Raw genomic sequence first — 13,074 nt, forward strand, 5'->3', positions numbered from 1 at the left:
GCGGCGAGGCAACGTCCGGTTACCCGGTGGGTGTCGCAGGGCCTTGGCATGGTGGGCGCCCAGGCCTATACTGTATGCAATCACAGTCCATGGAGACCGCCATGATTGCAGCGTATCGCCAGACCTACCGTCCCCGCCCGGCCCTGCCTCTGCCTCGATGGGCGCTCGCTCTCTGGCACTGGCTCTGAGCCGGCAAGCCGGCTCGGGCGCTTTCCTTGGCCGTACCGGCCAAGGTCGATCAACCCCCTGCCGTCAGCGCATTGCGCGTGCGTGGCGCACGTCAGGCGGCGTCTGGTAACTGCGCAATGAGCTTGTCGAGCGTGATGGGGTAGTCCCTCACCCGCACGCCCGTCGCGTGGTACACCGCATTCGCGATGGCCGCGGCCACGCCACACAGACCCAGCTCGCCCACGCCCTTGGCCTTCATCGGCGATGAAATCGGGTCGGTCTCGTCCAGGAAGATCACCTCCTGGTGCGGAATGTCGGCATGCACCGGCACCTCATAGCTGGCGAGGTCGTGGTTCACGAAGAACCCGCGCCGCTTGTCCACGGCCAGCTCCTCCATCAACGCGGCCCCCACGCCCATGGTCATCGCGCCGATCACCTGGCTGCGGGCCGACTTGGGGTTGAGAATGCGCCCCGCGGCGCACACCGCCAGCATGCGCCGCACCCGCACCTCGCCCGTCGCGGCATCCACTCCCACCTCGACGAAGTGGGCGCCGAACGTGGACTGCTGGTAGCGCTTGTCCAGGTCGCCGTATTCCATGAAGTCCTCGACGACCAGCCCTTGGCCGCCCGCCGCCTCGGCCAGCGGAACGGCGCGGCCGCCATCTCGCACTTGGGCATCCGCGAAGACCACGTCGGGTGACGTCATGCCCAGCTTGGCAGCCACCGCCTGGCGCAGCTTCATGCAGGCCGCATACACACCGGCCGTCGCGCTGTTCGCACCCCACTGCCCGCCCGAGCCGGCCGACACCGGGAAGGTGGAGTCACCGAGCCGCACCACCACCTGCTCCAGCGGCACGCCCATCACCTCCGCAGCGGTCTGCGCAATGATGGTGTAGCTGCCGGTGCCGATGTCGGTCATGTCGGTCTCTACCGTCACCACGCCGCGCGCATCGAGCCGAACCCGCGCCCCGGACTTCATCACGAGGTTGTTCCGAAAGGCCGCAGCCACACCCGTGCCCACCAGCCAGCGGCCGTCCCGCGTCTGCCCGGGCGCCGGGTTGCGCGCGGCCCAGCCGAACTTGTCCGCGCCGGTGCGCAGGCATTCGATCAGGCGTCGCTGCGAAAAGGGCCGCGCCGGCTTCTCTGGGTCCACCTGCGTGTCGTTGCGAATGCGGAACTCCACCGGGTCGAGCTTCAGCCGTTCGGCCATCTCGTCCATCGCGATCTCGAGCGCCATCATGCCGGGCGCCTCGCCGGGCGCACGCATCGCATTGCCCTCGGGCAGGTCCAGCACGGCGAGTTTCATGGACGTCATGCGGTTGGCGCCGGCGTAGAGCAGCCGGGTCTGGTTGACCGCGGTTTCCGGGCCGCCGCCGGGCAGGTCGCCTGACCAGCTCTCGTGCGCGATCGCGGTGATGCGGCCCTCGGCATCGGCACCGATGCGAATGCGCTGGATGGTCGCCGGCCGGTGCGTCGTGTTGTTGATCATCAGCGGCCGCTGCAGCGCCACCTTGACCGGGCGGCCGGTGGCCCGCGCGCCGAGTGCGGCCAGCACGGCATCGGTGCGCACGAAGAGCTTGCCGCCGAACCCGCCGCCGACATAGGGCGACACCAGGCGGACCTTCGCCTTGGGGATGCCGAGCGTCTTCGCCAGGTCGCCCGTGCTCCAGTCGATCATCTGGTTGGAGGTCCATACCGTGAGCCGATCGCCCTGCCAGGCGGCGGTCGATGCATGCGGCTCCATCATCGCGTGGGACTGGTCCGGGGTGGTGTACGTGACATCGAGCGTGACCGGCGCCGCCGCATACGCGCCGGTGAAGTCGCCCACGGCGGTGTTCGACGGGCCGTTGAAGTCGTTCGGCTTGGGTGGTTTGGCACCGGCCTTCGCATTCGTCAGGTCGTACTGCCCTCGGGCGGGTTCGTAGCGCACGTGCACCAGTTGCGCGGCCGCCCTCGCCTGTTCGAAGGTTTCGGCCACGACCAGCGCGACGGCCTGGTGATAGTGCTGCACGCCCGGCCCGGCCAGCAACCGAGCCGTGTTGAAGTTGCCCTTGCCCAGCTTGCCGGCGTTGGCGGCGGTCACCACGCCCAGCACACCGGGCGCGGCGCGCGCGGCCCGATCGTCGATGGACAGGATCCTGCCTTTCGCGATGGCAGATCCAACCACCACGCCATAAGCGGCCTGGGGGACGGCATCGTGTCGCTCGTAGGCATAGCGGGCCGTGCCGCTCGTCTTCAATGGGCCGTCGATGCGGTCGGTGGGCCGTCCCACCACCTTGAGCTGATCGATCGGGTTCGTCGTGGCAGGGGTGTCGAATTTCATGGTCAGGTCCTCGTCGAGGCGATCACGGCGCCGAGCGTGCGCTCGACCAGGGGCAGCTTGAAGGCGTTGTCCTCGGTGGGTCGGGCGCCCGACAGCAGCTTGGCCGTCACCGCCTTGGCACCCCGTGGCAGATCCGCTTCCGCAGCCTCCACCCGCCACGGCTTGTGCGCCACGCCGCCCAGTGCGACGCGGCCGGTGCCATCCCGCTGCAGGATCGCCGCCACCGACACGAGGGCAAACGCATAGGAGGCGCGGTCCCGCACCTTGCGGTACACGTGCGTGCCACCCGCGGGCGGCGGCAGGGTCACCGCGGTGATGAGTTCACCCCGCTCGAGGGCCGTCTCCACGTGTGGCGTGTTGCCGGGCAGCCGATGGAAGTCGGCAATGGGGATGCGGCGCGACGAGCCCTCCGCCCTGACCGTCTCGACCGTGGCGTCCAGGACCCGCATCGCGACGGCCATGTCGCTCGGGTGAGTGGCAATGCAGGCCTCGCTGGTGCCGACCACCGCGAGCTGGCGGCTGTAACCCCCGATCGCACTGCAGCCGCTGCCGGGCTGCCGCTTGTTGCAGGGCTGGTCGGTGTCGTAGAAGTAGGGACAGCGGGTGCGTTGCAGCAGGTTGCCGGCCGTGGTGGCCTTGTTGCGCAACTGCCCCGATGCGCCGGCCAGCAGGGCGCGCGACAGCACCGCGTGGTCGCGGCGCACCCGCTCGTCGGCCGCCAGATCGGTGTTGCGCACCAGCGCCCCGATGCGCAGGCCGCCCTCCGGCGTCGCCTCGATGCGGTCGAGGCCGAGGCCGTTGACATCAATGAGGTGGGTGGGCGCCTCGATGCGCAGCTTCATCAGGTCCAGCAGGTTGGTGCCACCGGCGATGAAGCGGGCGCCTGGCGTGCGGGCGGCCGCGGCCGCGGCCTCGGCCGGCGAGCGAGCTCGTTCGTAGGTGAAGGGATTCATGCGCGACTCCCGGCGACCTCGGTGATCGCCTCCACGATGTTGGAATAGGCGCCACATCGACAGATGTTGCCGCTCATGCGCTCGCGCAGCTCCGCCTCCGAGAGCAAGGGTCGAACGGTCAGGTCGTCGGTCACGTGGCTCGGAATGCCGGCCCGCACCTCGTCCAGCACGGCCACGGCCGAGCAGATCTGGCCGGGGGTGCAGTAGCCACACTGGTAGCCGTCGTGCTTGACGAAGGCGGCCTGCATGGGGTGCAACTGCCCCGGCTGCCCCAGGCCCTCGATGGTGGTGATGCGCGCGCCCTCGTGCATCACGGCCAGGGTCAGGCAGGTGTTGATGCGCCGTCCGTCGACCAGCGCCGTGCAGGCGCCACACTGTCCGTGATCGCACCCCTTCTTGGTGCCAGTCAGGTGCAGGTGCTCCCGGAGCAGATCGAGCAGCGAGGTGCGCGTGTCGACGTCCAGCGTGTGCGCCTTGCCATTGACCTCCAGGGTCACGCTCATCGTGGGCACGTTGCCCGCGGCCAGCGATGGCCGTGCGGGCGCCTCGGCACTGGCCGCCGGCGCGGTCGCAGCAGACGTGGCAGCACCGGCAATCAGCAGGTCACGGCGGGAAATGGGGAAGTCGGCGGACGGGTCCATGGCAGATCCTCACGGAAGTAAAGGCGGGGGGCGCGATCCAGGGACAAGCCGACGGCGGTGGCTCGAGTGGAACCGGCTCCTGTCAACGGAGCAAGGCCAGAGCAGGGCAAGCGCTGTTCCCGAACGCGACGATCGTTCAACGTAGCCCGGCGCGCCGCCTGCAGTAGATTCGGGGGTCGAACCGATCGCCCCTGCCGCCATCCATGCCCGCCTTCCGCTGCGCCCCTTTCCCTGCCTCCATCGTCCTGGCGATGGCGACCGTCCTGGCCGGATGCGCCGGACCGGCACCCGCGCCCAGACCGGACGGGCTCGGACCCACCGAGGCGCGCCGCGCGGTGACGGCGCTGCTGCAGGAGCGGGTCCCCGACCCCGCCGGCTGGGCCACGGACATCCACGCGGCCCTGGCCACCCTCGAGATCCCCTCCACGGTGCCCAACCTGTGCGCGGTGATGGCCATCGTCGAGCAGGAGTCCGGCTACAAGGCGGACCCTGCCGTTCCGGGCCTGTCATCCATCGCGTGGAAGGAAATCGAGCGCCGCGCTGACGAGGCTGGCGTGCCGATGCTCGCCGTCCGGGCCGCACTGAGCGTCGACTCCCCGAACGGCCGCAGCTATGCCGAGCGCTTGAACGCGGTCAAGACGGAAGGTCAGTTGAGCCAGGTCTTCGAGGACTTCATCGGCATGGTGCCGATGGGCAAGCGCTTCTTCGGCGACAGCAACCCCGTGCGCACGGGCGGGCCCATGCAGGTCAGCATCGCGTTTGCCCGGGCCCACGCCGAGGCGCGGCGCTACCCCTACGAGGTGAACGACTCCATTCGCCGCGAGGTGTTCACCCGGCGCGGCGGCCTGTACTTCGGCGCCGCCCACCTGCTGGGCTACGAGGCGCCCTACGACGCGCCGATCTACCGCTTCGCGGACTTCAACGCCGGCCGCCTCGCGAGCCGCAACGCCGCCTTCCAGAATGCCCTGGCCGTGGCGACCGGCCTGACGCTGGCCCTTGACGGCGACCTCGTCTCTCGCTCGTCCGATGCACGCATGGGCGAAACCGAGCGCGCTGCAATGACCATCGCCGGCCGGCTCAAGCTCAGCGAAGGCGACGTGCGACGCGCCCTCGAACGTGGCGACGAAGCGAGCTTCGAAACCACCGCGCTCTACGAGCGCGTGTTCGCCTACGCCGAAGAACTGGACGGCCGCAAGCTGCCCAGGGCCGTCGTGCCGCGCATCGCCCTCAAGAGCCCCAAGATCACTCGCAAGCTGACCACCCAGTGGTTCGCATCGCGGGTGGATGAGCGGCACGGGCGGTGTATCGAGCGGCTCGGGACACTGGTGCGCCGTTGAACCCGCGTTAAAGTTCATGATGTCGAAGTGTGATGCTTCATGGAAGGCCCGCTCCCACCGTGAAGCGCCCTTGGCATTCGGCGCTGAAGTTCCCAGGAGACGGAGTGATCGATTTCGAGCGTGTAGCGCGGGCCTCCGATGACTTCTGGTCCGACGTCGAATTCGATGAAGTGCAATGCCAGGTCGAGCGACTGTCACCTGATGAGTGGGATCGATTCGAGCGGCAAGTCGTGCTACTTGCAGGCGACCTGCAAGAGCGCATGGCATACCTCCTGGGCGGCATAGACACCGTTGCAAGTGCTCGCGTGCTGCTGAAACTATGCGCTCGCCCGGAGCGGGCCGCCGTATTGACCGCCCGAGAAGCCGTGCGCAGCTTGAGCCTCCCAACGGTCAAGCTGGCCGCTCTGGATCTGTGGCCTTCAGTTGTTGGTGCCACGACCAACCAGGTTCTTGACTGGATTGAACGCTGGCAGCCAACGCAGTGCCGATAGAAGGCCGACCAAACGCTTCCAGCCTGAAGGGGACCGCCGACATGCACAGCGGAAGCAGACGGTCTCCAAGCACCACGCTCCACACGATCGAGGGAGCAACATTCCGGGCAGTCGATACTGTGAAGTAGCAACATCCGCGGTACGTGGTCCTGACACAATCGCAACCTCCATTCCATTGGGTCAGCATGTATGAGCCCCCGTACCTCTTAAGCGTCACCTCTGGTTCCGATGGTCAATCGGCAACCGTGCACGCGGATCGCGATGGCTTGGAGTTCTTGCGAAACCGCCTGGACGCGCTCCTGAAAAGCCTTGACGCCGGCGAGTGCGATCATGAACACCTCCGCTCTGCGGATTGCGCCGGCTTCGAATTGACCACGTCGATGCTCGCTAGCGAGCGGGAGGACAACCATTGTTCCGTTCACCATGTGGAGGTGTATGCGTGGACCCAGGAGTGGAAGTCCAACCACCTGTTGTAGGGGCACTCTGCGATTGACGAGTGCTGCTTCCCCCAATCAGTACAGCGAGGTGCTGCAGACCGCTTTCAGCGCCTGAACCGGGCGTGCAGCGCTAGCATCCCCACATGGACTCTCCACCGCCCCACACCTGATCTTGCCCCTGCATTCCCGGACGCAGCCTATGCGCAATGTAGCGCCGGTTGTTCGAGCTGAGGGCGGCGGGATTGCTCAGCAAGGTGCCGCCTGAACTCGCGCGGCGATTTCATCTTGAGGCTCGAGTGCGGGTGTATCTCGTTGAAGTGTTCGAACGCGGCCGGAAGCTGCGCCAGCACGACGACGGCATCGCTCAGGTCCATCCGGCTGACGTAGTCGCGCTTGAACGTGTTCACGAAGCTCTCGGCCATGCCGTTGCTCTGAGGGCTGCAGACCGGCGTGTTGATCGGCTTGAGTCCCAGCGACCTGGCCACGTTCCTCGTAGCGTGAGCGATGTACGCGCTGCCGTTGTCGCTGAGGAACTCCAGCGTGTGCGTGGCAGGGATCGCCTCAACGCTGCCGAAGCGCTTCTCCACGGCCTCGATGAGCATTTCGCAGACCGGCTCGCCAGGCAGGCCCTTGCCGTTCCACGCGCGGAAGGCAAGGATCTCTCGATCACAGCAGTCCTTCGCGAAGGTCGCCGTCACCGTCTCGCCGGAGTCGCACTTGATCTCGAACCCGTCGGAACACCAGCGCAGATCGCTCGCCGGCACCGCGACCTTGCCCTCATGAGGCCTGCTGGACTGGCGACGCCTTGGGGCTCTGGGCAGCAGCAGCCCGCTGCCGGACATCACGCGGTACGCGCGCTTTGGATTCACGCGCGCTCCGCCGACCCTCGCGCGTTGGCGGTTCACCAGCGCGCAAGCGCGCCGATAGCCGTAGCTGGGCAACGCAGCGATCTGCTCGCGGATGTCCGTCAGCAACTGCTCGTCGGTGTCGGGCGTTCGCTGCGTGCGGCCATCGGCCCACGACTCGGATCGGTTCGCGCGTGCATGAACGTTTGATCGCGCCAAACCGAGTGCCTCGCACACGCGCGTCATTCCTCGTCCCCGGGCAACAAGGGCGAGCGCGCAATCCACTTTTTTTCGGCGGCGTACTCCACTGCTTCCTTGAGGATCTCGTTCTCCAAGGTCTTCTTGCCGAGCACGCGCTGCAGCTTCGCGATCTCCACCCGCGCCGCGGCCAGCTCCGACGCCGGGACCACGGCCTCGCCGGCGGAGACGGCCGTCAGAGCACCTTGCCGTTCGAGCTTGCGCCACTGGAACAGCAGGCTGGCCGACACGCCTTCCTGTCGGGCCACGAGCGACACGCTCATGCCGGGCTCGTACGTGCGCTTCACCAGCGCGGCCTTCTCGACCAGGGACCAACGCCTGCGGCGCTGGTCCCTCGTGATGACCTCGATGGTCTCCGTATGCCTAGTCATACTCACAGTCCTATTCCTATCCGTAAGATAAGCGATAGGCTGCGTCCGGTCATTCAGGGGGCCAGCTCACACCGTGCTCGCTCGCCAGGTCCTTGCACACCTTGCCTTGCCTCAAGGCATGGATCACTGCGTCCAGATTGCCGTCGTCGACCGATCTCGCGGCGAGTGTGAAGAGAACTACTTCATCAGGGGACAGAAGAGTTCGTTCGACTCTGTTCATCACTTTGCTGCGGTGGCACTGCTTGCGATCATTCGCCATCAAGGATTGACGGTGGAGGCACTGGATGGGCTGGAGGTCGCGACCTGTGATCCGGAACCGTGGATGATCGCGTACGACCGCCGCCTGCGGGCAGGGTCGGCTCTGTGCTTTCCACGGGAAGAGATCCTGGGTTTTGAACCTCCTGCGGAGGTCCATCGGCTGCTCTGGCTTGAGCCAAAGCTCAGCGGGACGGAAGAGTGCTTTGCGTGCGAGTCTTCGACAGACTTCGTATTCCTGTATTGGCACACGACGGGGTGAGGACGCCTGCGAACCGGCCCCTTCAACCTGAAGCGGCTCTGTCGCCCCGACAGCGAAGGACGCTATCCACACGTCAGCGAAAACTGACGAGGGTGAAATCGTCGTTGAAGTGGAACACGGTCCTTCTCGGCTCGCTCGGATCTTCGCGCTCAATGGCCACAAGCCCTCCTGCAGCGTGCTTCTCGACCAACAGGAGCTCGACTTCAGGCGGAGTCGGCTGCTCTTCGTCGTCGTCGTCCTGCGCGGCCTCGCGCTGCTTCAGCCATTCGATCAGCGGCACCCACCTTTGAAAATCAGGGGTCGGTCGAAAGAATGCCGTGATCCATGGCGTTTCGTACGAGAGGAACTCCATTTGGCCCAGCACGGTCGGTCCGACGACCAGCTCCCAAACCTGCAAGCGCTTTGCAGGCGATTGCGCGTCGCGGCGCCTTGAACCAAATGGAGCGAGGGAGCGGAATGCGCTGAACAGTTTCATGCGCACAGCTTACCTGCGGGACGCCGGAGTCGATGACCGCGGTCAGCCTGGAACAGACGATCCCACTCTATCGGACACTGCCGCCGTGACGGACGCGGGCAACCCGCTGGCACCGCGCGTCTCGAGGGCCGGGGTCGGGTCTGCCTTTTTGCATCGCCAATGCGGATCTGCAAAATGGGAGACTTGACCCTACTTTGTTGTAATCAAGTCCGCCCCCGCTTGTTCGAGCCGCCTACCATTCATCATGGACAAATTCTTGCTGCAGCAGCAGGTGCTGGAACGTCTCGCAGCAGACCTGCTGCAAGCCGAACAGGCAGCGCGGGCGGCCCATGAAACGGCGACTCACGAAGAGAACGTTTCCGAGAACAGATACGACACATTGGGTCTCGAGGCTGCCTACCTCGCTACCGGCCAAGCTCGTCGTGCTGAAGCGATCCGCCAAGCCATGGCGAACTGGCGCCAATTCCGCCCGCTCCCCTACGACCCCAGCAAAGGCATACAGCTCGGCGCGCTGGTATGCCTCGCTGACTCCGATGACAAGCAGCAACAGCTCTTTCTCGGCCCGGATGGGGGCAGCATGAAGCTGATCAGCGGCTCGCGGCTCGTTTAGGTCATCAGCAGCAAAGCCCCGTTGGGCATGGCCATGCTGGGCAAATGCGAGGGTGATCAGGTGTCGATACCGATCCGACAGCAGTTTGAGGTGCTGCGGGTGCTTTAAGCCGCCAGCAAGTTCACGCCGAATCGATCAGAAAGAGCTCCCATGAGGGCATGGGCCAGCGGACGATGCTGCACGATCCGGCAGGCTCCAGGACCGTGGCTCTGCTTCCGCTGTCAGGCTCAAACAGACGATCCCGTGGTCTCAGACGTTGCCGCTGTGACGGTCGTGAGTGACCGATTGGGCAGCGCGTGTCTCGGGCCTCACTGGCCAGGCACAACTGGAAGGGCCGGGGTCAGGTCTGCCTTTTTGCATCGGCCAATGCCGATCTGCAAAACGGGAGACTCGACCCTCCCTTGTTGCAGGGATGAATTGACCCTGTCCTCCGCGACCGCCATCGTCTCTCTCCTGCGTGAAACCGCGCCGGGAGTTCGCCCCGGCGGGCGAGTAACTTTTCTGCTGGTGCAGAAACGTCACCAAAAGAGCACCTGAACACCAGCTTCAGCTTATTCGGCCCTGCTGCTCCTTCTCCGCGGGACTCGCGCGGCGAGCGCCGAGGACGTGATGACGCCAGGACTTCTCGCCAGGCTCGGCCTCGCGGGGTCTGCCTCCGTGAGCGCTCGATTGAATCGAGGCATGCGCGTCGTTCCGCGGAAGGCGGAACATCCTGCTGAGTGTTAGCGCGTCCGTCTGCGTGCACACGCGGAGATCTGCAAAGGGTCGGCCGAGCTCAACGTCCCGGATGATCCTACAAAGTCGGACTCGTGCCTCGGGCCTCCCATTGAGAGACCGGGTATGGGCAGCAGTCCGAGACTTGAGCTCCACGCGGGCCACGGCGGGTGCCATCCGACTGGCCGCTGTGCTTGGTGTCCGCACGTCCCGTGTCATGGCGGCACCCTCCCGGGCCGCCGCCATGGCCATCAACCCGTCGCGATCAGAGCTTCGCCGACTGCATGAAGCTGTCGAAGCGCGCCTCACAGAACCGGAACCACAGGTTCTGGTCCTTGCGGAAGGTCGAGTAGTCGGCGTAGATCTTCTTCCAGGCGGGGTTGCTGGCGGACAGCTCGGCGTAGACCTCCATCGACTCCTTGAAGGCGGCGTCCATCACGGCCTTGGGGAAGGCGACGAGCTTGGTCTTGTTCGCCACGAGCTGCTTGAGGGCAGCAGGGTTGCGGCCGTCGTACTTGGCCTGCATGTCCATGTGGGTGTAGGTCGAGGCGGCCTCCACGATGGCCTTGTATTCGGGCGACAGACCGTCCCAGGCCTTCTTGTTGATGAACATGTCGACCTGCGGGCCGCCTTCCCACCAACCGGGGTACACATAGAAGGGGGCGACCTTGTAGAAGCCGAGCTTCAGGTCGTCGTACGGGCCGACCCACTCGGCTGCGTCGATCGTGCCCTTCTCGAGCGCCTGGTACACCTCGCCGCCCGGCAGGTTCTGGGGCACGCCACCGAGGCGCTCGATGATCTTGCCGGCGAAGCCACCGATGCGGAACTTCAGGCCCTTCATGTCGGCCAGGGTCTTGAGCTCCTTGCGGAACCAGCCCCCCATCTGGGCGCCGGTGTTGCCGCAGGGGAAGTTGATGAAGTTGTAGTTCGAGTAGAACTCGCGCATCAGCTTCAGGCCGTTGCCCTCCATCATCCACGAGCTCATCTGGCGGCTGTTGAGGCCGAACGGAATGGACGCGCCGATGGCGAACGTCGGGTCCTTGCCGAAGTAGTAGTACGGCACGGTGTGGCCGCACTCCACGGTGCCGGCCTGCACGCCGTCGAGCACCCCCAGCGGCGGCATGAGTTCACCGCCGGCATGCACCGAGATCTGGAACTTGCCGCCCGTCATCTCGCCGACCTTCTTGGCGAACACCTCGCCGCCGCCGTAGATGGTGTCGAGCGACTTGGGGAAGCTCGATGCCATGCGCCAGCGCACGTTGGCCTGGGCGTGGACGACGGCCGGTGCGGCCCCGGCCGCCAGCACGCCGGCGATGCCGGTCTGGCGGATGAAGGAACGACGTTCCATGGAAACTCCTGGTCAAGAACTAAGGGTTTGCCCCGAACGGGGCAGATCGGCGGGATTCTAGGAGGGGGCTCCTGCCACTCCGCCCGGTATTTACCCCGGTCGTGCGGCCCCCCGCGACGTCGCAATCGCTGCGAGCCGGCTTCATCGGTCAAACATCACGAGCCGGCGATCTTCATCCGGTCGATCAGCACGGAGCCGATGGTCTTGGTGCCCATGGTGTAGGCGTCGGCGCCCACCGCCACGATGCCCTTCAGCATGTCGCGCAGGTTGCCGGCGATGGTGATCTCGTGCACCGGGTAGGCGATGCGGCCGTTCTCGACCCAGAACCCGGCGGCTCCGCGGGAGTAGTCGCCGGTCACGTAGTTGACGCCTTGCCCCATGAGCTCGATGACGAACAGCCCGCGGCCGAGCTTGCGCAGCATGGCGTCGAGGTCGTCGCCGGCCTCGGTGAGCCGGCTGGTGAGGACGAGGTTCTGCGAGCCGCCGGCATGGCCCGTGGTGCGCATGCCGAGCTTGCGCGCCGAGTAGCTCGACAGGAAGTAGTTCTGCACCACGCCCTCGCGCACCACGTCGCGCACCTGCGTCAGCACGCCTTCGTCGTCGAAGGGGGCACTGCCCTTGGCGCGCGGGATGTGCGGGTCTTCGTGGATGTCGAGGTGCGACGCCATGGCGGGCTTGCCCAGGCTGTCGAGCAGGAAGGTGGACTTGCGGTACAGGGCGCCACCGCTGGTGGCTTGCACGTACGCCCCCAGCAGGCCAGCGGCCAGCGTGTTCTCGAACAGCACCGGCACTTCGCAGGTCTTGATCTTGCGAGACTTCAGTCGCGACAGCGCCCGTTCGGCGGCATAGCGGCCCACGGCCTCAGGTGCGGCCAGTTCGTCGGCCGAGCGCATGGAGCTGTACCAGGCGTCGCGCTGCATGTCGTCGCCGCCGCGGCCGGGCAGCGACGCGATGGGCGCCACCGACAGCGAATGACGAGAACTCGCATAGCCCCCGCGGAAGCCGCGCGTGTTGCCAGCGAAGAAGTGCGACTGCTGCGCGGAGACGCCGGCGCCTTCGGAGTTGGTGATGCGCGGGTCGGTGGACAGCGCGGCCGCTTCGCAGCGGAGGGCCAGTTCGGCGGCGCCCGCCGCATCGATCGCCCACGGGTGGAAGAGGTCCAGGTCGCGCGCGGCTTGTTCGGGCGTCGCGAGGTCGTCGGCCTCGGGCAGGCCGGCAGCCGGGTCCTCCGCCGTGAAGCGGGCGATGTCATAGGCGGCCTGCACCGTCTGCTCGAGCGCTGCGCGGGAGAAGTCGGACGTGCTGGCGTTGCCCCGCTGGCGGCCGATGTAGACCGTGACGCCGAGGGACTTGTCCCGGTTGCGCTCGACGTTCTCGATCTCGCCCTTGCGCACCGAGACCGACAGTCCCGCACCTTCGGACACCTCGACCCCGGCTTCGCTGGCCCCGAGCTTCTTCGCATGCGCGAGGGCGTCTTCGACCAGTTGCTCGAACGTGGCGCGTCCGTACGAAAAACCGTGGGCGGGGGTCTGGGAGGTGGGCATGCGGTCAGGGCCGGAAGCTGGGAAGAAAAGAGGGCCCGCAAG

10 protein-coding genes and 1 pseudogene are annotated in these 13,074 nt (G+C 66.4%); 4 read left to right on the plus strand and 7 right to left on the minus strand.

Translation table 11 applies throughout. The annotated features are described in order from the left end of the window. Nucleotides 1-280: 280 nt before the first annotated feature. The 3 genes from paoC to paoA are packed head-to-tail and all read right to left on the minus strand — an operon-like array spanning nucleotide 281 to nucleotide 4,085. A complete protein-coding gene (gene paoC, locus ACSQ2F_RS12220) occupies nucleotides 281-2,491 on the minus strand; it encodes an aldehyde oxidoreductase molybdenum-binding subunit PaoC (protein WP_436023117.1) in 2,211 nt (736 codons plus the stop codon). 2 nt (nucleotides 2,492-2,493) lie between these two features. Then, nucleotides 2,494-3,444: an FAD binding domain-containing protein gene (locus tag ACSQ2F_RS12225; protein WP_436023119.1), complete on the minus strand. Its 951-nt coding sequence runs from the start codon at nucleotides 3,442-3,444 to the stop codon at nucleotides 2,494-2,496. After that, nucleotides 3,441-4,085, minus strand: a complete 645-nt coding sequence (paoA, locus tag ACSQ2F_RS12230; RefSeq protein WP_436023121.1) for an aldehyde dehydrogenase iron-sulfur subunit PaoA — start codon at nucleotides 4,083-4,085, stop codon at nucleotides 3,441-3,443. The genes ACSQ2F_RS12225 and paoA overlap by 4 nt, the downstream gene beginning before the upstream one ends. Before the next feature lie 203 nt (nucleotides 4,086-4,288). On the opposite strand from paoA, the gene ACSQ2F_RS12235 reads away from it, so the two are divergent. After that, the gene (locus ACSQ2F_RS12235) at nucleotides 4,289-5,422 is read left to right on the plus strand and encodes a DUF1615 domain-containing protein (protein ID WP_436023123.1); all 1,134 of its coding nucleotides are present in this window, start codon (nucleotides 4,289-4,291) and stop codon (nucleotides 5,420-5,422) included. Nucleotides 5,423-5,526: 104 nt separating this feature from the next. Beyond that, entirely contained in the window at nucleotides 5,527-5,913 is a 387-nt protein-coding gene (locus ACSQ2F_RS12240; protein WP_436023125.1) for a hypothetical protein, read from the plus strand. A 634-nt stretch (nucleotides 5,914-6,547) separates the two neighbouring features. Here the strand turns inward: ACSQ2F_RS12240 and ACSQ2F_RS12245 are convergent. Beyond that, a protein-coding gene (locus ACSQ2F_RS12245; RefSeq protein WP_436023127.1) for an IS3 family transposase occupies nucleotides 6,548-7,824 on the minus strand; the annotation gives its coding sequence in 2 pieces (ribosomal slippage) (nucleotides 6,548-7,494 and nucleotides 7,494-7,824; 1,278 coding nt in all). Between the two features lie 118 nt (nucleotides 7,825-7,942). Here ACSQ2F_RS12245 and ACSQ2F_RS12250 point away from each other — a divergent pair. Then, complete coding sequence (locus ACSQ2F_RS12250; RefSeq protein ID WP_436023129.1) at nucleotides 7,943-8,341, plus strand: hypothetical protein; 399 nt, start codon at nucleotides 7,943-7,945, stop codon at nucleotides 8,339-8,341. Nucleotides 8,342-8,414: 73 nt separating this feature from the next. Here the strand turns inward: ACSQ2F_RS12250 and ACSQ2F_RS12255 are convergent, their stop codons facing one another. Next, a complete protein-coding gene (locus ACSQ2F_RS12255; protein WP_436023131.1) occupies nucleotides 8,415-8,816 on the minus strand; it encodes a hypothetical protein in 402 nt (133 codons plus the stop codon). A 244-nt stretch (nucleotides 8,817-9,060) separates the two neighbouring features. On the opposite strand from ACSQ2F_RS12255, the pseudogene ACSQ2F_RS12260 reads away from it, so the two are divergent. Continuing rightward, a pseudogene (locus tag ACSQ2F_RS12260) lies at nucleotides 9,061-9,534 on the plus strand (GreA/GreB family elongation factor). Between the two features lie 871 nt (nucleotides 9,535-10,405). On the opposite strand, the gene ACSQ2F_RS12265 reads toward ACSQ2F_RS12260, so the two are convergent. Beyond that, complete coding sequence (locus ACSQ2F_RS12265; protein WP_436023133.1) at nucleotides 10,406-11,488, minus strand: TRAP transporter substrate-binding protein; 1,083 nt, start codon at nucleotides 11,486-11,488, stop codon at nucleotides 10,406-10,408. A 155-nt stretch (nucleotides 11,489-11,643) separates the two neighbouring features. Beyond that, nucleotides 11,644-13,032 (minus strand): metalloprotease PmbA, encoded by a 1,389-nt coding sequence (pmbA, locus tag ACSQ2F_RS12270; protein ID WP_436023135.1) that lies wholly within the window; start codon nucleotides 13,030-13,032, stop codon nucleotides 11,644-11,646. Between the last annotated feature and the right edge of the window lie 42 nt (nucleotides 13,033-13,074).

Origin of the sequence: Rhizobacter sp. LjRoot28 (assembly GCF_964253025.1) — a bacterium.
Taxonomy (GTDB): domain Bacteria; phylum Pseudomonadota; class Gammaproteobacteria; order Burkholderiales; family Burkholderiaceae_C; genus Rhizobacter.